This is a genomic window from Sorangium sp. So ce321 (genome assembly GCF_051530195.1).
In the GTDB taxonomy this organism is placed as follows: Bacteria; Myxococcota_A; Polyangia; order Polyangiales; family Polyangiaceae; genus Sorangium.
In genome coordinates this window covers 13,249,971-13,268,233 of the sequence record NZ_CP150329.1, presented here as the reverse complement: position 1 = coordinate 13,268,233, position 18,263 = coordinate 13,249,971, and the positions used below count along the sequence as shown (strand labels likewise).

At 67.3% G+C, this 18,263-nt stretch carries 13 protein-coding genes and 1 pseudogene; 2 read left to right on the top strand and 12 right to left on the bottom strand.

Annotated elements, in window-relative coordinates:
• Positions 1-6: 6 nt before the first annotated feature.
• Positions 7-1,092, bottom strand: a complete 1,086-nt coding sequence (locus WME89_RS49330) for an efflux RND transporter periplasmic adaptor subunit (protein WP_438006447.1) — start codon at positions 1,090-1,092, stop codon at positions 7-9.
• A 22-nt stretch (positions 1,093-1,114) separates the two neighbouring features.
• Positions 1,115-1,306 carry a hypothetical protein gene (locus tag WME89_RS49325; protein WP_438006446.1) on the bottom strand — a complete coding sequence of 64 codons (192 nt, stop codon included), beginning with the start codon at positions 1,304-1,306 and terminating at the stop codon, positions 1,115-1,117.
• A 146-nt stretch (positions 1,307-1,452) separates the two neighbouring features.
• Here WME89_RS49325 and WME89_RS49320 point away from each other — a divergent pair, with 146 nt between their 5' ends.
• Positions 1,453-2,085, top strand: a complete 633-nt coding sequence (locus WME89_RS49320) for a TetR/AcrR family transcriptional regulator (protein ID WP_438006445.1) — start codon at positions 1,453-1,455, stop codon at positions 2,083-2,085.
• A 34-nt stretch (positions 2,086-2,119) separates the two neighbouring features.
• Here WME89_RS49320 and WME89_RS49315 read toward each other — a convergent pair whose 3' ends face one another.
• The 10 genes and pseudogenes from WME89_RS49315 to WME89_RS49270 all read right to left on the bottom strand — a co-directional run.
• Positions 2,120-3,538: an MATE family efflux transporter gene (locus tag WME89_RS49315; RefSeq protein ID WP_438006444.1), complete on the bottom strand. Its 1,419-nt coding sequence runs from the start codon at positions 3,536-3,538 to the stop codon at positions 2,120-2,122.
• Between the two features lie 177 nt (positions 3,539-3,715).
• A complete protein-coding gene (locus tag WME89_RS49310; RefSeq protein WP_438006443.1) occupies positions 3,716-4,276 on the bottom strand; it encodes an NADPH-dependent FMN reductase in 561 nt (186 codons plus the stop codon).
• Positions 4,277-4,481: 205 nt separating this feature from the next.
• Positions 4,482-5,954, bottom strand: coding sequence for a phospholipase D-like domain-containing protein (locus tag WME89_RS49305; RefSeq protein ID WP_438006442.1), 1,473 nt, complete (start codon positions 5,952-5,954; stop codon positions 4,482-4,484).
• A 379-nt stretch (positions 5,955-6,333) separates the two neighbouring features.
• Positions 6,334-7,299 carry a hypothetical protein gene (locus WME89_RS49300; protein ID WP_438006441.1) on the bottom strand — a complete coding sequence of 322 codons (966 nt, stop codon included), beginning with the start codon at positions 7,297-7,299 and terminating at the stop codon, positions 6,334-6,336.
• Positions 7,296-8,660 (bottom strand): restriction endonuclease, encoded by a 1,365-nt coding sequence (locus WME89_RS49295; protein WP_438006440.1) that lies wholly within the window; start codon positions 8,658-8,660, stop codon positions 7,296-7,298. The genes WME89_RS49300 and WME89_RS49295 overlap by 4 nt, the downstream gene beginning before the upstream one ends.
• A gap of 52 nt (positions 8,661-8,712) precedes the next feature.
• A complete protein-coding gene (locus tag WME89_RS49290; RefSeq protein WP_438006439.1) occupies positions 8,713-9,654 on the bottom strand; it encodes a phospholipase D family protein in 942 nt (313 codons plus the stop codon).
• 361 nt (positions 9,655-10,015) lie between these two features.
• The gene (locus WME89_RS49285; RefSeq protein WP_438006438.1) at positions 10,016-14,230 is read right to left on the bottom strand and encodes a hypothetical protein; all 4,215 of its coding nucleotides are present in this window, start codon (positions 14,228-14,230) and stop codon (positions 10,016-10,018) included.
• Between the two features lie 465 nt (positions 14,231-14,695).
• The gene (locus WME89_RS49280) at positions 14,696-15,472 is read right to left on the bottom strand and encodes a hypothetical protein (RefSeq protein ID WP_438006437.1); all 777 of its coding nucleotides are present in this window, start codon (positions 15,470-15,472) and stop codon (positions 14,696-14,698) included.
• Between the two features lie 155 nt (positions 15,473-15,627).
• The gene (locus WME89_RS49275) at positions 15,628-16,704 is read right to left on the bottom strand and encodes a tyrosine-type recombinase/integrase (RefSeq protein WP_438006436.1); all 1,077 of its coding nucleotides are present in this window, start codon (positions 16,702-16,704) and stop codon (positions 15,628-15,630) included.
• Positions 16,705-16,751: 47 nt separating this feature from the next.
• Positions 16,752-17,114 (bottom strand): annotated as a pseudogene (locus WME89_RS49270) (helix-turn-helix domain-containing protein); the annotation flags it as partial.
• 118 nt (positions 17,115-17,232) lie between these two features.
• Here WME89_RS49270 and WME89_RS49265 point away from each other — a divergent pair.
• On the top strand, positions 17,233-18,147 hold the full coding sequence (locus WME89_RS49265) for a hypothetical protein (RefSeq protein WP_438006435.1): 915 nt from the start codon (positions 17,233-17,235) through the stop codon (positions 18,145-18,147).
• Positions 18,148-18,263 lie beyond the last annotated feature (116 nt).

The following is an 18,263-nucleotide window of genomic DNA, read 5'->3' as shown; positions in this document are numbered from 1 at the left end:
ACGACCTCACTCCACGGCTTGGCCGTTCTGGAGCTGCTCGGACGGTTGGATCACGATGGTCTCGCCGGCGCGGACGCCGCGGAGGACGGCCACGGCGTCGCCCTTCTCCACGCCTGTCTGCACGACGCGCTCCTCGATCCGGCGATCGACGACGGTGAAGAGGTGCGCGCGCCCCGCCCGGGGGACGATGGCCGACCTCGGCACGACCGGGCTGGGCGCCTCCCCTGTCGCGAGCGCGATGGACGCGAACATGCCCGGCCGCAGCGCGCCGTCGGGGTCCTGCACCTCGGCCTCGGCGACGAGGTCGCGCGTCGTCTCGCGGACCGCCGCGCCGATCCAGCGCACGGTGCCCGGGAACGAGCGCTCCGGGTACGCCGGCACGGTGAAGGTCAGCGCGCCGCCGGGCTTGACGGCCGCGAGGCTCGCCTCCGGCACGGTGAACTCGAGGCGCAGCGCGCCCTTCGAGACGAGCGCGACGACCCTGGAGTCGTGGCGGACGTACTCGCCCACGTCGACGAAGCGCTCGGCGACCACCCCGTCGAAGGGCGCGCGGATCTGGCCGTCGCCGACGCTCTGCGAGGCGGCGCGCGCGCGGGCGGCGGCGGCCGCGACCGAGAGCGGGGCGCTCCGGCACTGGTCGGCGATGCGGTCGTGCTCGGCCCGGGAGATCGCGCCGTTCTCGAGCAGCGCCCGGTAGCGGTCGCACTCGCGCCGCGCCGTCTCCTCCTGCGCGCGGGTCAGCGCCGCGTTCGCCTGCGCCTCCGCGGCGGTGAGCGCCGCGGCGCGGACGTCGAGGCGCGCGAGCAGGTCGCCCTTCTTCACCTCCGCGCCGCGCTCGACGAAGGTCTCGAGCACGCGGCCGATCGCGTTGGCGGCCAGGTCGGTCTCCCGGTCCCCGCGCAGCGTGCCGGTGAGCGCGAGGCTGCGCGGCATCGGCGCCTCGCGCACCGCCGCGGTCTCGACGCGCACCCGCGGCGCGGCCGCCTCGGTCGCGTCGGAGGCGCTGGCCTTTGTCGCGCAGCCCGCCGCGGAGGCGGCGAGCGCGAGGAGGAGGAGGCTTCTGGCGGGGCTTACCGTGGTGAAGTAGCTCAAGGGTCCCTCGGGGCGGTGTGGGTCACGGGGCGGCCTGGTCCGGGCGCAGCACGACGTCGCGCGCGGCGGCGCGCCGCGCCGTCCGCCCGTTCCGCTGCTCATTCACCCGCTCGTTCAACTGCGCGTCTGCGCGTCTGCGCGTCTGCGCGTTCGCGCGTTCCAGCGTCGCCCAGTGTTGGGCCTCGCCTTCAGGGCGCGCCGGCACGTCGGCCATCGCAACCGATAGTTGCAATCGGATATAACACGGCCCCCGTCGACCGCAACAGGTAGTTGCGGTGATCGCAACAAAGAGGTGCGATGGTGAGCGCGTCGTGAAATTGCGCTGGCGTGTGGCGCGTGGCGGAACTTCAATGACGGCCGATGCAGGCGACGACGGCGAAGCGGACGGCGAAGCGAGGCTCCGCGAAGAGGCGCGCGCTCGTGCGCGGCGAGCCGGTCGTGCGCGGCATCCTCACCGCGACGCTGGAGGAGCTCGCGAGCGCGGGCTACCGCGCGCTCCGGATCGAGGACGTGGCGACGCGCGCGGGGGTCAACAAGACCACCGTCTACCGGCGCTGGCCGACGAAGGAGGAGCTGGTGCGCGCCGCGCTCCTGTCGGTCACGGACGAGAAGATCATCCCCCCGAACACGGGCTCGCTCCGCGAGGATCTCATCGCGTTCGGGCGCGCGATCATCGAGATCCAGACGTCACCGGTGGGGCAGAGCCTCTTGCACGTGTGCCTCGCGGAGGGCCCCGACTCGGAGCTGATGGCCATCGCCCGCTCGCTGCGCGCCGTCCAGGAGGCCGGGGTGCGGGCGATCGTCGAGGGCGCCGTCGCGCGCGGCGAGCTCGCGCCTGGCGCGGATCCGCTGCTCCCGTGCGAGCTCCTCGCCGCCTATCTCCAGCACAAGATGATCGCGGATCGCGCGAGCGTCGAGGAGGCCCAGCTCGCTCGCGTGGTCGACGTGATCCTGCTCGGGGTGCTGCACCCGGACCGGCGGAAGCAGGGCTGAGGCGCGGGGGCGTCGGGGCGCGCGAGCTCGCGGCTCACACGGCGAGGCCCTTCCAGCGGCCGCGCGCGTAGGCGAGGCCGAGGAGCGCGCTGCGGCAGATCCAGTCGGCGGTGCTGCCCATCCAGACGCCGACGAGCCCGTAGCCGAGGGTCACCGCGAACAGCCAGGTCCCCCCGACGCGCATGAGCAGCGAGGAGACGAGCGTCACGGCGAGCACGGTCCGGGTGTCGCCCGCGCCCCGGAGCCCCATCCCCATGACGGTCGCGAGCGCCATGAACGGCTGCGCCACGGCGGCCACGGGGAGCGCGCGCTCTCCAAGGGCGAGGAGCTCGGGGTCGCTCGAGAAAGCGAGCAGGAGCGGGCGCGGGACGAGCGCGAAGAGGACGCCGAAGGCGGAGAGGGCGACGATCGCCATGAGGGCCGCGAGGAGCGCGACCCGCGCGGCGTCGTCGGGCCTGCGCGCGCCGAGGCGCTGCGCCATGAGCGAGCCGGCGGCGATGCCGAACCCCTCCGCGGAGAGGAAGCAGACCGACTCGACGGCGATGAGCGCCTGGTTCGCGGCCATCGCCGTGGCCCCGAGCAGCCCGATGATGGCGACGAACCCCATGTAGCCGGCGTGGTAGGCGGAGCGCTCGGCGAACGTCGGCGCCGCGATCCGCAGGACGCGCGCGAGCGCGGCGGCGTCGGCCTTCCGGGCGGTGCGCTGGTCGGGGGCCGCGGCGGCGTCCGGCGCGGCGGTGGAGGGCGACGGCGCGGCCCGGAGGGGCAGCGGGCCCGAGCGCGACAGCAGCGCCGCCGTGAGCAGCAGCGCCTCGGTCGCCATGGTGCACGCCACGCCGACGGCCGCGCCGCGCACGCCGAGCGCGGGCAGCCCGAGGTGGCCGAAGATCAGCACGGCGCTCACCGCCACGTTGACGAGGTTGCCGAGGGTGGCCACGACGAGCGGCGTCTTCGTGTCCCCCACCCCTTGAAGCGCCGCCGCCGCGACCGCCTCGACGAACGCGAGCGGCAGGACCGGCAGCACGATCCCGAGGTACGCGATCGCCTGGTCGAGGACCGCCGCGCCGGCCTGCGGGAAGAGCGCGCGGAGCAGCGGGCCGCAGGCGGCGAGCACCGGCAGCGCGACAGCCGCCCCGAGCGCGAGCGCGAAGGTGAGCGACACGCGCGCGGCCGCGGCGGCGCCGGCGCGGTCGCCCGCGCCCACGCTGCGCGCGACGACGGCGAGCGTGCCGGCGGAGGTGGCGCTGAAGATCGAGACGATCGTCCAGGTGAGCGTCCCGCAGATCTGCATCGAGGCGAGCGCTGTCGTGGAGTAGCGCCCGACCATGCCGCGGCCGACGAGGAAGACGAGCGTCAGCAGCAGCATGTGCGCGATCGCGGGCCAGGCGAGCCGCCACACCTGCAGGGCGAGCGCCGTGGCCTCGCGCAGCGCGGGGGGAGCGGGGTGGGTCATCCGGAGAGGCGATGCTGCCACGCGGCCAGCGCCGGGCCAGGCGGGCGATAGAGGGGGGGAGTCCCTCGTTGCCGCTGTCACCGCCATCCAGCCGGACAGGCGGGCTCTGCACTCCGATGATGCATCCCGTGGAGCGTCACGCCGTCTTCCGCGTGAGGCTCCACGAGCGCTTGCTGCTCACTTCTGACGAAGGGTCTTCATCGCGCCTCCCCAGGCGAGGAGCTGGTCGAGCAAGCCGCCGACAGACTTCTCGTGGCGCGGGTGGGGCTTGAACACGCTGTAGTTCTCGAAGTCATCGTGCAGCGAGAGCATGACCTGCGCGCGCACGTCCGCGATCTGGAGCTCGGCCATCACGAGCCGGAGCTGCTCGACGGCGCGGGCGCCTCCCGCGCTGCCATAGCTCACGAAGCCAGCCGCCTTGTTGTTCCATTCCTTGTACAGGAAATCGAGCGCGTTCTTGAGCGCGCCCGAGGTGCCGTGGTTGTACTCCGGCGTGACGAACACGAAGGCATCGAAGGAGTCGATCTTCGCCGCCCACGCCTTGGTGTGAGGCTTGGAGTACTGTCCCATCGACGGCGGCACAGGCTCGTCGAGCAGCGGCAGGTCGAAGTCCTTGAGGTCGACGAGCTCGTACTCGGCGCCACCATGCTTCGTCGCCACGCCGTGGACCCACTTCGCGACGGCCTCGCCGTTCCGTCCAGGCCGCGTGCTCCCCAGAATGATCGCCACCTTCAGCATGTCTGCGCTCCAGTCGATGGTCCCTCTCCGGTCGGGCGAACGGGCGGCAGGATGCACGTTCCGCTGACATCCCGGTGGTCAGGAGGGGCCTTTCGAGGTTGCTACGAGCTGCGTATCGAGCGCGTGTACATCCCGTACCGCGCACGCGTCAAGTGGGCCAGCCAGTCCTGGAGGTCGCTCGGCGACGTCGGCGAGCTCGACCACGTCATGGCACGTGAGGCGATTGAGGCGATGAAGAGGGAGCCGCGGCCCTGGCCCTGGCCCTGCGGGCGAGGGCCACATACCTGATGATCAGGCTGACAGCTGACCACAGCGCGAGCACGGCGAGCGGCCAGGCGAGCAATCGCGGAAAGTACAGGGCGAGCGCCGCGCTGCCGAGGAGCAAGAGCGCTCCGCCGAGCAGGATGCCGCCCTCGGCCGCGCCGAGGACACGGCGGTTCGTGATCGCCGCGCCCACCGTGTTCGCGAGGCGCAAGGCGCCCGCGGCGGAGCGCCCGGTCCCGGCTTCCTGCGGGGGGCGCGTTCTCGCGTGGCCAGCGCGGCGTCGCGCGTGGAGGACGATCTCGGTCGAGCCGCGGAGATCTTCCTCGAACTGCGCCTGCATGCGCCCGGCGAACTCCTCGTCCTCGATCGCCACGTCGATCTCGCAGTTCTCCAGCCAGCTCGCGACGTTGAGGTTGCTCGATCCCACGCGCGCCCAGCGGCCGTCGGCCACCGCTGTCTTCGCGTGGAGCATCGAGCCATTCCACTCGTAGACGCGAATGCCGGCTTCGAGCAGCGGGCGATAGCCGGCCCGCGACAGCGTACCGACGGCCGGGACATCGCTCGTGCCCGGGACGAGCAGGCGCACGTCGACGCCATCGCGGGCTGCCGCCGCGAGCGCCTGGACGTACGGCGCGACGCCGACGAAATAGGCATCCGTCAGCCAGAGTGATCGCTGCGCCAGCGCGGCGATCAGCTGATCGAGCCGGTAGAGCCCGGTCGTGCTCGGCAGCTTCGCCACGACGCGCACGTGCACGTGGCCTGTCGCCGCGGGGACCCCGGCGAGGACGGGCAGGTCGGCGGGCAGCTCTTCGCCGAGGCTCGCCCAGTTGTCGGCGAAGGCGACGGCGAGCGAGTGCACTGCGGGCCCTCGCACGGCGACGCCCGTGTCGCGCCACGGCGGCACGCGGTGCGCCGGATTGCCGAGCCATTTGGCGCTGACGCAGATGCCGGAGACGAAGCCGACCTCGGAGTCGACGACGAGCAGCTTGCGATGATCGCGCGTCACCCAGCCGAACGGGCTGGTGAAGCTGAACGGATTGTAGGTGCGGACCTCGCCGCCCGCCGCGCGGAGCTTGCTCCAGAACTGGTCGGATGACGCGGCCAGGCACCCGAACCAGTCGCGGACCACGCTGACGTGGACGCCCGCCGCGGCGCGCTCGCTGAGCGCCTCGCGGAACTCGCGCGCCAGCTCGTCGTCGGCGAAGATGTAGTTCTCGAGCAGGATCGAGCTGCGCGCTGCCCTGATCGCGTCGAGCCAGGCGTCGAAGTTCGCTCGCCCGTCGATCAGCAGATCGACCGTGTTCCCGCCGACGAGCGGCGCGCCGGCGACGCGGCTGAAGGTCTGCCGCGCGAGGGGGCGCAGCGGCGCGTTCGTCGGCAGGGAGATGCGTGCGGGGGCGCGGGCGGCGGCCATGGGACTCGATCACGTATATGTGACACAGATCCGCCGTGGACTCATCTTGCCAGGAGCTCGCCAGCTCTCGGCGGGTTGCCGCCCGAGTCGCACGCGAGCATGGCGCCCTCGGCCTGGTTCGATGAGACCGTCGATCTGGTCGATGAACACTCAATCAAGCAGCGGAGGAGAAGGGATTCGAACCCCTGGTCGAGTTGCCCCCACGGCGGTTTTCAAAACGATGGGTTTGGGGCCCTCCAGCGGAATATTCACGAGGAATGTCAACCGTTTGCGCGTGACACAAAACCGCTGGAGGCTCGCCGTGCCAAAAGTTTGCCAGATCTCGGACGAGTACCTGCGAAGTGGTGCGCGCCGAGGTGACGCGCCGCTGGAGGTCAAGTCAAGGCAGGCCAAGGATCCACCCTTCCTCCTCGACGCAGTCCTGCACCACGGGGTCGGGCAGGTCCGCTGGCCTGTCGAAGAACCGACCGAGCTCGCCCGCGGCGTCCGTGCGCTCGGCCCATGCGCACAGGGCTCGGACCTGCGCCTGATCGAGGATGTCGAGCTCGCGATCGGCCGCGATCTGGGCCTCCACCTCGGTGCCGAACAGCACCGGCCAGACCTCGGCGTGCAGCACGAACGGGCCGGTGGCGGGGCCTGGCGCGGGCCCGAAGCCCGTCTCGAAAGGCCACACCTTGCTGAACGGGGCGAGGACCGCGTCGTGACGGATCCGCGCCACGCGGGGGATCCCGACGAGCGCCTGGCTCCCGACGCTCCCGGAGGTGAACAGCTTCCAGGTCGACTGGACGCTCGGGTTCTTGCTGCGGGCTCGCGCCTCCGCGTGCCGCCACTCGGGCAACGAACGGCCGGACCGCGAGAGGAACGGAAACGCGAGCTTCCCCTCCCGCTTGCTCGCCTTCAGCATGGCCGTCGCAGCGCCCGGAGGGCAGCTCCAGAACGGCCCCACCGGACTCGCGGCGGGCATCAGCGCCCGGTTCAGCTCCGACGCCACACGCCAGCGGTTGCTCCCGTTGTTCGCGCCGTCGGTGATCTTCGATGCGAGGACGTCCCACGTCCTCGCCCATGGAGCGGCGTTCGAGGATAGACCGAGCGCATCGGCGAGCCCTCGCGGGTATCCGTATGCGAAGTCGAACCCGATGAGCACGCGCAACCCATCGGCGGCGAGCGCGCGGACCCGCCTCAGGAGGTCGTCGATGCAGGCCGAGCGTGTCCGGTGATAACGCTCCGCCGGTGGTGCGCCACGAACGAGCTCGCCGAGCCACACCGCGTCCTTCTTCGGCTTGCGTCGCGTGGGCGCGCTGCTCGCGCTCCAGTCCACGAAGAAGTAGGCGTCGAACAAGGTCATCGCGCCAGCTCCAGGGTCAAGTCCAAGCGCGACGTGCTCGTTCCCGAGCCCGCGTTGTAGCTCGCTTCGGTCTGCCGCCCTCGAGCTTGTGGAGCAAGTCGCTCGAGGTACGCCGCGACGTCCCGTGCCGCCTGGTCCGCGGTGCCCTCTGCTGCCTCGCGCGGCAGCTCCACGCGGACCAGATGAACGCCGCCTCCGCGGTTCTGGTGAAACACGCGCAGCCCCGCGCGCTGCACCTTCGACATGGGGATCTGTTGTAGCTCCTCGTAGACCCGATCCGTGATCGGCGTGCTCTCCAGCAGCTCGGAGGTGACCGTGCTCCTCTGCAACAAGTCGACGACGTCGGCGCGCACGTTCGCCTTGGCCTTGCCGAGGTGCGCCATCACGAGCTCGACGAACTCGTCGCGGTCCACGAGGCGGATGTCGATCCCGAGCTCTTCCTCGAGCGCCTCGCGCCTCGCCTGGAACGCCTCGCTCATCTGTTCCGCTGTCGTCACCACGACGCCCGCATCGACCTTGTGGTACTCGCGGGCTTGCTTGATCTGCGAGAGCGCTGTCGTGTCGTCCTCCGTTCCCTGATGCAGCTTCACCTGTACGGCGATCTTGTACTCGATGCCGAGCGGATCGCGGGTGAAGACGATGAGGTCCGCGCCCTTCTCGCCCGCACCGCCCCAGTGCTCGACGCGGCCGTCCTTGTAGATGCACTCGAGCAAGCGGCGGACGAGGTGCTCGAACTCCGCGCCCTCGTACTTCTGGTTGATGTGCTGCCACGCGGCTTGGCGAATCGCCTCGAAGAAGCCTTCGGCTTTCTGGACTTCGGGCTCGGGCGTGTGCGTGTCCTTCCCCGCCCCGATGGCGTCAATGAGCGCCTCGACGGCCGCGCCGAGCGCGTCGATCGCCCACATCCGCGACGGGTTGCGCATCGTGGCTCGCGGCCTCGCGTCGACGTGCTCGTTGTCGGCTTCGACGACGGCGATCTTCCCACTGGGCTCCCGGATGGGGCTCACAGTAACGATGTGACCGTAGTCGGGCCCGGCGCCCTCTTGGACTCGGATGGGCGAGAAGTCGTACCCGCCGGTCACCCGCGCAAGGACCCAGCGGCCCTGCTCGGGGAGGTTGGGGATGACGATCACGTCGCCCTTCTTGAGGCCGTCCGGTTCTGTATCGAGTAGCCGTCGGTTGCGCCAGACGCGCGCCTCCTCGTCGCTCATCTTCCTCGACCGGACCTGCCGTGCGAGGAGCCGCAGGTCGTGGTCACGCTTCCACCCCCACCCCTGCCGTAGCCGGCCCTGCTCGAGCTCGCGGAGGATGAAGTCTCGCCGGGTTCGATCTGTTCGGATGACGAGGTAGCGACGGGCCATGCTCGAAGGCTACGGCGAGAGCGCTGGCAGCAGAAGGACGCACGGCGCCGGCCTACTTCGGCCACGCTGTGCGCAGCTGCTCGAGAAGCTCGACCGGCATCTTACGGGTCGACCTGACGCCGGGCGGCCGGCTCGACGTCGTCCTCCGCCACAGGCGCGAGAACTCGGTCCACGAGATCCTGGTGTCCTCGCGGTCCGCATACTCCTCGACGAAGAGGTGCGTCACCCCGTGCTGGTCCTTCCGTCCCAGCAGAGGCTCCGGTGCGAATACGTGCGCCCGTGACGACTTCGCGTTGGGGCGCCAGATCGCGATGACCAAGTCGCCCGGCTTGGCGGACCGACGGAAGCTCGAGGTCCCCGTGAACCGGATGTAGCCGGGCTCGCTGTCGGAGAACTGCGTCTCCTCCCCTGCCTTCGCGCGCTCGCTCTCGACGACCAAGTCTTCGTCCGCGTGCTTGTCCCCCTCGAGCGGCACGACGCTGATCAACCAGGCCCTCGGTTCCGCGAGTCGGACCGACCGCCGGCGTCGACTTCCCCGCTGGGCCTGCACGACGGGCAACTTCTCGATCCGGCGGAGGAACCTCTCGTCGATCTCGTCGGCCGCCTGCACGAGGTTCTCGATCAGGAGGCGCACGCCCGACACGGCGCGGGCATCGTCGGAAATCAGCGCCGCCTCCTCGAGCTCGTTCACCGACGTCGCCGAGAGGTTCGCCGACCCGACGACGGCGACGCGCCCGAGGAGGAAGACCTTCGCGTGCAGCCCGGGGGATGAGAAGAGCCGAGCCCCGCGGTCATGCGCACGGCGAAGAACGGCCGCCGAGGTCTGGCCCGACCTGATCGCGGCGTCGGTCGCGTCGCATATGAGGGTGTCGCCCTTCCCGAACTTCACCCTCTCGTCGGACGTGACGTAGGCGACCGCGCCGAGGTGCGGACGGCTCTTCTTCGCAAGCTGGTGCAGCTCTGTCCACAGTCCTCCGCTCACGACACGCAGCACCGCCCACCTCCTCGTCGCGCTCCACCTCGACGCTCCAGGGTCGCCAGCGTACCCGTACACCCCTCCAGTGTGCGCGCTTCGAGCGCCGAAGGGCCCACCGAACCGCCTTGCCCCGCCTCCCCGCTCGCACCCGAGTGCCGTCCCGGCCCTCGATCCCTAGCCTAGCTGCCGCCGGCCTTGATCTAAACGCGCGAAACCGCTTTGCTTGTCCTCGCCTCACGGGAGGCTGCACGATGAGCGAGCGGAAGGGCGAGACGAAGCGCCAGCACTACGCGCCCCGCATGATCCTTCAGAACTTTTAATGCGGGCGAACGGAGCCGGGAGAGCACTACGCTCGAACACGTATGTCATGTTTGTAGACTCACTCGAGTCCTGCAAAGTGAAATGTGGTCAAAAGCGGAACCCCTTCGATCAGCTCGCCATTCCGAAAATCATCGCACTTGAGTTCTTGAATCAGTGCGCCGCGCGGTGAATGTGCCAGCAGGTGCCTTAGGACCGCATGGACGGGCGTCGAGTTACGAATACGCTCAAGCCAGGATTGAGCCCCCTCGTCGCCAGCGAGCCGACGCTTCCAAGCTTCATCATCGGTCTCTTGCTCCCAGCACCATGCGAGCAATCTCCGCGCGGGGTGCGTGGAAGGCAAACTGCCCCCGAGGAGCTCGTCGGGTGTCGATTGTTGACCAAACCGTGCGCCGGCCTCGATCAACGTGACCCGCTCCTCCGTCATCAATTCGCCGCCGAGCAACTGTTCGATTTGCGCGCAGCTCCGCTTCCAAATCAACCCCATTGCGAGCAACGCAGGCGCCGCCAGCCTCTCGTCCGAGTGTCCGGCAGCGTCAGCAAGAGTCGTCACGGCAACGCGCTCTCCTTCGTTCGGAAAGCGAAGAATACGCGCCACCCAGCCCCATGCCGCAGCATAGCGCAGCGGAAATGCCTCAGTGACATGCGCGCTGTTCCACATCGAAATTCTGTTCTCCGCAGGCCCAATACTCCAATCACTCATGAGGCAATCGTGCAGAAGATTCGGAACCGCTGGGTCGCTCTGGACGGCAGCCACTCCGAGAAGCTTGTGATGCACGCCGGGGTCGTCGCACGCTCCTTTCGCACGACGCAGAATCTCGAGAACTTGGCACGTTGCTTCCTTTGACAGCGGCGCTTTGAAGCGACCGAGCGCTTCTGCCGCTCTGCGAGCCACGTGGTAGTCGGGCACGCCGCCCGTGAAGCTGCTGTTCGCGCTCCGATCTCGTCGATCGGCAAGAAGTTCCAAAACCGTTCCTAGCCCGTCCTGCCACTGATGATCGCCGATGAGCCTAGCGCATGCCTCGCGTACAGGTGCGCTCGGATCCTTTGCCATTGCAAAGATCGCGCGCTGCTCCTCTGGAGAGGCATCCTTCGACAGCGCCCACATTGCGAAGCGTCGGCATTGATAGTATCCGTCGTTCAAGGTCGAGAGAAAAATCTTTCTCGGCAACGGCTCCACTTTGGCTAGCGCGCGGAGCGAATGAAGACGCGTCATCTTATCGTCAGACGAGAGGAGGCGCTGTGCGGCATCCGTGACTGGGTAGCGGTGGTGTACGAGGACAACACAGGCGAGAGCGGCAAGCTTCTGGTCCTCTCCAGAAGACAAGAGTGCAATCTTCTCCAATACCTGTTCATCCAGCGGCGAGCCAGTATACTGCTGTTCTCCGCTATCGGATGCTGCACAGGCGACCATCGCATTCGCCTCGACCTCACCGAGGAGGCTGTACACAGCCCGTCGGTGCATTTCAGGATCGCGATGCATATGATCACCTGGATCCGGAATACCCGCGCCCCGCACAGCGGCTATCAACGCAGCACGACGAGGCCAAGCGAGGTCCCTCAATGTAGGCTCAAGTATCACACCAATCTCTTCAGGAGCGTACATTCCAAAAAGGGCCGAGAGGCAGCAAGTCATTTGATTATTCGGAGCAGACGCAATCTCTTTCAACACGAGGTTGACTAGCGCTCGACATCGCGTTCGGCCAATGGCTTTCCATAGCGATGCTCGAGAATGAGCCGGACAAATACCCGCGAGCGCACGCAACTCTTCTTCGTGTTTGCCTCCGGAGTTGCTCGGCATTGCATCCGCCCAAGCATCCATCAGATCGAGCTTTCGCGGATGCTCCAAGAACCACTGATACCCCTCACGTTCACGACGCGAGGCCACGATCTGTCGCAGTGCACTTTCCGGCGCATAAAACTGCTCGCTCGGATCGTCAAGCACGTGACCTGCGTACTCCGCGTCGAGTTCTCCCTCCTCCGCCCGGTCCTGCAACAGGCGACCGCTAGTCTCAAAATGCCGCACGGCGCTGTCGTATGCAGCGAGCACTTCCGTCATCAGGTCCTCATAAGGAGGAGACACGCCGGAGAGCGCACCCTTCCATAGCAGATCGCTGTAGCTACCCTCCCGCTCCAGGGCTTCCAATGCCGCATCGGCGAACTCCTTTGAAAGATCCCAATTCAAGGAGCTGAGGAACGCGAGGAGTTTATCTTCGCCTACAAATATCCGGGCCTCAACGTAAACCAATCGAACATATCGGCGCGCAAGAAGCTCAGCTTGAGGTGAACTGCGAACCGTGTCCAGTTCCTCCGGTGACCAGGAAGGTGGCTCCCACGTCTCGACGGCGCTCGAGTGCTCCCGGACGGTGCTCAGCGCCCGCGCGATCATGCTCACGGGATCCATCGCCCGCGACAGGCGGGAGAGCCTGTCCACAGCACCTGGAAACACTCTATCATCAGCATTGAGAGCTGCAGTACGCAGGTACGCGTCGATCGCCTCCTGCACTTGTGCAGGAACTGGCAGCCGTCTTCCCTGAAGGCCCAGCATGATCTGCGTCGCCATCCGCATGTGGCTGTTGCGTACTAGTACCTCGAGCAGCGACCGGAGCACGCGATCGCTCTTCGCTTTCTCCGCATCGAGGGTCTTCTCGAGTCCAGCGATAACGTTAGGATGAGCCTTGATTCGATCGCTCTCACGCGAAAGCCAGCCTGATGCGACCAGGAACGAGATGAGACGTGGCACATCGACGTCCAACCCTGCCTCTTCGCCGAGCCAAACGGACAGATCCCGTGCAAGTGCATCCGTCAGCTTCGTACTGGTCGTAAGAAACGCCCAGAGGACGACCGCGGACATGGTGGCATCGAGTTCTCGCACCTGACGCGCGACGACACCGCCGAGAGCTTCAACCTGCGATTCCTCGAGTAGCGCATCGAGATTTATATCTTGATCGGAATCACTATGCTTCAACCGATCAGTGAAACTGACGATGGCTTGTGGCACGGTCAGCCTGCCGATAATGGTCGCTGCCCGGTCGCCTACCCAGTCCCTTTGCCGGCGGTGGCCTCCGCGCATTCGTCGCTTTAAAATTTCGAGACGAGCCGCAGCGTCGAAGTGTTCCTCGTTGATGGATGCTACATAGGCGCCGAGTGTTTGCTGCACTTTCTCGCGTTCCTGCTCGCTCCCGAGCAGTCCTACGGCATCGACCAATAAACCGGTTCGTGAGGTAATCAGGAATCGTTTGTCTGGGTTTCCACGAGCACCCGCGATCAACCTGGGCAGCTCGTCCGTCCACAGGTTGGCATCCTGCTCAAGCTTGTATCTGCCCCATGGATCTTCCAGGTACACGAGCACGCGACCGCTACGGCGCAGGGCAGCCCGCACCTCGTGGGGCCGCGGCGACTCCAGTACTTCGAACGGACGTTCCTTACGACGGTGCGTGTCGATGAGTTGATATGCGACCGTAGTCTTCCCTATGCCTGGCGACCCGACAAGGAGCAGCGCATGCGGAGGAGCTTCGAGACGCCCCTCCAGCTCCGCATAATTGGCGGGCTTTACGAAGTCATAACCGCTGCCCTGCGGGCGCCCACCGCACCGCTCGATAATCGACTCCACCTCGAGCAATGGGAGTTGCGACTCCCGCTCGCCCAGCAAGCGCTTTCTTATCGCCTGAACAAGTTCTTCGCGACATGCCGGTGCACGGCCGGCCGGAACAAAGCCTACTTGCTCGAGGATGTCGTCAATATCCTTTTCGACGTAGCGCATCACGCGTTTTTCCAAGATTCCGACACGAGAGGCCTCATCGGGCACACTGGTAAGGTCATCGATGCGTACAGCGGAAGAACGCTCGCCGATCTCGACGACGATAAGGCTTTTCAGGTTCGGGTGGACCTCGGCGTCGGTAATGAGGAGATAGCGCAGTGATTTCTCCGCCTGCAGTCTGGCGAGGGCGCGCTCACGCGGCTGCGGTCCGCGCGTCCCCCGCTTTTCGCGCGTCTTTAGGAGCGCAACGAAATCCCCTTCATTCCAGAAGCTCGAGCGGTGCTTGATCTGGATGTAGATGGGCCCTTCAAGCCCCTTAGCAATGAGGCTGGTGTCAGCGCTCTCGGCCGGCACCTCCAGCTTGGCAGCCACGTCTTCCTGGGACGCGGGTTCGACATCAATGGCACTGCACAATCCGCGCCGAAGCATGAGCTCTAGCGCAACCCACGCAGAAACGATTATTTGATACTCATAGCCCCGGTACGACGCGACGCCGCCAGTTTGGGAGGAAGACATATGTGGATCCTTTTCCGGCCATTCAGCATGCTAGCAAAGAGGTCGCGCGCATGTCACCATCGAACGCGGAGCTTGCCGTCCTTGCATGAGCCTCCCCACCGTGCGCTCCGGTACGTGCTCTGGAAGTCCCGCTTGCCAGAAGTTGCCAGAAACTGCGTCCAGACCTGTCTGAGCCTGTCGACGTCCCGAACCGCGCTACACGATATTTTTACAGAGGCTGGCGGAGGAGAAGGGATTCGAACCCCTGGTTGAGTTGCCCCAACGGCGGTTTTCAAGAGCTATGGTCCTGGGGCCCTCCGGCAAATTCGCGATGTACATCAAAGACCTACGTGTGACACAGCATCGCCGGATACCCACCCACCTCGCCAAAGGTGTGCCGAATCTCGGCGGGCGTTCGTGGTGCGTACCCTTCCGTCGAGGCTCCAGATGACGCCCGCTCGGCCCGAGCCCCGGGGGCCCAGCGGCTCATGCGTCGGTCGGCCTCCCCTGGCTCTGCAGCACGTTGCCCACGATGTCGCCCTCGCCGTAAACGCGGCCGTTGATCCGGACGACGCGGCTCCCCGAACTCATTGCCGCGCGTAACTCGTTCGCGCCGTCCTGGAGAACGTTGACGAGGAACTCCGCCCCGCATGCGAGCAACGTCTCGTCCGACGGCCAGTGGTCCCCCTCCTTCTCTGCGGCGGCCTGCTCTGCTAGCGGTAGCACACAGACGAGCTCGGCCCGGGCGTCCTCCTCGTCGTAACCCTCTGCATCCTCGTGGAACGCCCGAGCGTCGTCGGCGTTCCGGGCGACCACGAACCAATCCTCGTCGTGGTCGTCGGTCTCGCACCAGTAGAGCTTCCACTTCGACGCGTACACGTCGACACCGCTCCAGAACGGAGGCACCGTCCCCGACTCTTCCCCCTTCGTCTCGTCATGCAGGAAGTGCGCCTCGTCACCGGCGAGCCCCTGCGTGGGCAGGTAGTCGTAGGCGAGGACGTCCCCAAGGCTTTGGTGGTTAACGAGCACGCCTCGGGCGAGGTTGCCGCGCGAGACCTCGACGAAGGCGTTGTCGAAGACAATGACCGGCCCGAGGATGTCGGTAGTCCTCGCGATCTCGTCGAGCCGATCCCGACACCTCGCCGCAGCCTCGGCGACATCACGCGCCTCGACGACGATCTGGAAGGTGCCCTCCTCGTCGGTCTCGTCGTGGATGAAGTCGAAGCACCCGATGAAGAGGACTGCCCCGTTCTCGTTGGCCATCGATGACCCTCCTGCGCGTGCGCGCCTCAGCGACCCGGACCCACTTGCTGGCGAAGGCGCGGCCCAGGATAGTCGCCGCCCGACATACCTCAAGCCTCACGGTGCCGCTGGATGGGCTAGAAAGAGCGGCCTATCTCGGCGCGCTCTCCCCCATGTTAGCGCGGGAGGAACTCGTGCCCCGTGGAGTCGGTCTCGAAGATCCGGATGTACCGCTCCGTTACCTGGACGGCGCAGTGCCCCAGCCAGACGCTGACCTGCTTGATGCTCGCGCCGTTCTTGTGCATGGCGCTGGCCCATGCCCGCCGCAGGTCGTGGATGGAGAACTTCGGCAGCCTCGCCACCTGGCGGACGCGCTGGATCTCGTTCCACACGGCCTTGTCGTCGAACGCGATGTTGTCGCGAACGCCGACGAAGGCGAGCAAGGCGTCGATCGTGTTCTTCGAGACCGGGATGTCGCGGTAGCGGTACCCCTTCGTGGTCCAGTTCTTCTTCGGCGTGATCGTCAAGATGCCGCGCTGCACGTCGATGTCACGGGGCTCATAGTGGCGCGCCTCGTCGATGCGGATCGCGCTACCCGCCGTGAGCCGGAAAAGTGCCGCATACCCCCGCTTCGCCATCTCGTCAGCCTTCGCGAGGAAGATGTCGACCTGCTTCGGCGACAGCGCCAGGGCGTTCGGCTTCGGTCGCGGCTCGCGGAGCTTGAGCTCCGCGAAGTCCTCGTGCTTGAACGGGTTCTTCTCGATGTGGCCCTCGCGCTTGGCGAACGCGAACATCCGCCGGATCGGCGTCAGATCACGGTTGACCGTCGCGGCCGACACCTCGGCCGAGCGCTCGCGGACGTAGGCCGACATCACCTTGAACGTCACCTGGTCCGTGCGCGTGATCTGCTTCTTCTCCATGGCCCCGACGAAGGCCGAGACCCGGTGGGCGTAGGAGTCCGCGGTCTTCCTCGTGTGCCGCGGCGGGCGGCAGTGCTCTGCGAATAGGAGCGCGAGCGCGCTCAGGAGCGGCGGGTCAGCTGCCGGAGCGCGATCTTCAGCTCCACCGCGTTCTGCGGCAGCCCCGTCGGATCGAGGCCGAGCGGCGAGCTGGTCGAGCTTGCGCTGGGCCTCGGCGCGGTCGGCGGTGCCGAGCGAGACCTCCCTCCCATCGAGCCACCCGGTCCAGAGCTTGTTCTTCCCTCGGCGCCGCAGGAGGTGGGGCTGGCCGACGATGTACCGTCGCTTCGACATGGAGCAGTCCGATCCGAGGCCCCGACGCGCGAGACCTCGAGCAGGCGCGTCACGCTCTCGGCGTCGACGCGGAGCTGTCGCTTGATCCGGTGGGCGACGAGCTCACCGCTCGTGATGAGGCGGCGAACCGTCCGGGTGGACACGCCGAGAACGGCGGCCACCTCGACAACCAGAAGAAGATGCGGGAGACCGACGCTGTGGGCGCGGGCCCATCTGTTGCTCTTATCCCGCGGCGCGACCGGGGCTTGCTTCCCACGCGCCACCGCGGCGAGCTGCGGCTCGCTCTCGTTGACGGAGACGTGCTCGCTCGGCTCGCTCGGTGTTCTCGCGATCGATGGTTCCGCAGCTCGCGCGCCCCGAGCGTCGGGGGCAGGTGCGGCGAGCCGAGTGAAGCGGGACGTGGCGGGCATGGCGGTGCGCGAGAGCGACGCCGCCACGATGCCGCACCCATGCTACATCTTCGCCGAAGGCTGAGAGGGGGTGGGGTCCCAGCCCTCCGCGTAGCGCAACGAAGAGCAACCTCGATCGATGTCTTCGCGCAAACGACGACCACCGACGGCGCCCCGCTCGCGCAGGAGCAAGGCAGCAACACATCCGGCGCTCGAAACGCCGATCGGGGACCGCGAGGTTGACGAGATCCGGGAGCTCGATCGACTCGTTCCGGAGGCGCTCTCGAGCCTGTCCGAGGCAAGCCGAGCGGAGGCTGCGAAGACGCGGGTCCGACGCTACATCACCCTGCTGGCGAACGTGCTGCGCGACGCCGCGGACAACGTTGAAGGCGACGCCCGACGAGCGTACCTGACGATGTTGAACATCACCTGGGCCTTGCTCCCGATCCCGGAGGTCGCCGCTGGAGGATCGAGCGCCGCAGGGAAGGCGATCAAGGATCTCGAGCGCGCCGCCATGAAGGCCATGAAGGTTGCAGCACCCGACGCTGACCCGCTGGCTCCCTCGGACCACCACTATGATCCTGACCTCCGCAGGAGGTACACGCTGACGAGCAGCAAGCTCGCGCTCTTGGATGCCGTTGCTGACGCGCTCGACGCAGGTGAGGTGGCCGAGAGCGAACGCGGGAGCGAGGGGAGGCTCGACCTGCGGCTACTCGGCCGAGAGCTGTCCAAGCTCAACACGATCGCGGACCAGACGACCGTTCGAGCCAGGAACGTTGCCCACCGTCTTGTCATCGAGCTCGCGACCAGGCCGACGTACGCGAAGCTCCTGTTCAGCCCGGCTGGGCTCGCGCATGCACGCCCGAACGCCGAGCGCCTCACGTGCGCGATCGGTTGGCTCATGGAGCGGGAGATCGCGACGGTCCCCAACACGGCGCGCGTGGTTCTGTACGTCTTCGGTGACAAGAAGTTAAAGAACACGTTTTCCCGAGATCTGCTCCAGACCTGGAGCGAGGCCCGCGCTGCTCGCGTGGCAGGCGTGCTGGACGGCTGACACCCCCGGGAGCCTCAGCCATCCGCGAAGCGGTGAGCGGATGGGTGCATCCTGGCCGCATGAAGACCGCACCCATGCAGCCCCGTCGCCAGGGCAACGCTCGTCCCTGGTCCGCG

Coding starts and splice junctions, on each gene's coding strand:
- WME89_RS49320 (WP_438006445.1), top strand. CDS start 1,453: ATGCAGGCGACGACGGCGAAGCGGACGGCGAAGCGAGGCTCCGCGAAG.
- WME89_RS49280 (WP_438006437.1), bottom strand. CDS start 15,472: ATGGCCAACGAGAACGGGGCAGTCCTCTTCATCGGGTGCTTCGACTTC.
- WME89_RS49275 (WP_438006436.1), bottom strand. CDS start 16,704: ATGTCGAAGCGACGGTACATCGTCGGCCAGCCCCACCTCCTGCGGCGC.
- WME89_RS49295 (WP_438006440.1), bottom strand. CDS start 8,660: ATGGCCCGTCGCTACCTCGTCATCCGAACAGATCGAACCCGGCGAGAC.
- WME89_RS49300 (WP_438006441.1), bottom strand. CDS start 7,299: ATGACCTTGTTCGACGCCTACTTCTTCGTGGACTGGAGCGCGAGCAGC.
- WME89_RS49315 (WP_438006444.1), bottom strand. CDS start 3,538: ATGACCCACCCCGCTCCCCCCGCGCTGCGCGAGGCCACGGCGCTCGCC.
- WME89_RS49310 (WP_438006443.1), bottom strand. CDS start 4,276: ATGCTGAAGGTGGCGATCATTCTGGGGAGCACGCGGCCTGGACGGAAC.
- WME89_RS49285 (WP_438006438.1), bottom strand. CDS start 14,230: ATGTCTTCCTCCCAAACTGGCGGCGTCGCGTCGTACCGGGGCTATGAG.
- WME89_RS49305 (WP_438006442.1), bottom strand. CDS start 5,954: ATGGCCGCCGCCCGCGCCCCCGCACGCATCTCCCTGCCGACGAACGCG.
- WME89_RS49265 (WP_438006435.1), top strand. CDS start 17,233: ATGTCTTCGCGCAAACGACGACCACCGACGGCGCCCCGCTCGCGCAGG.
- WME89_RS49325 (WP_438006446.1), bottom strand. CDS start 1,306: ATGGCCGACGTGCCGGCGCGCCCTGAAGGCGAGGCCCAACACTGGGCG.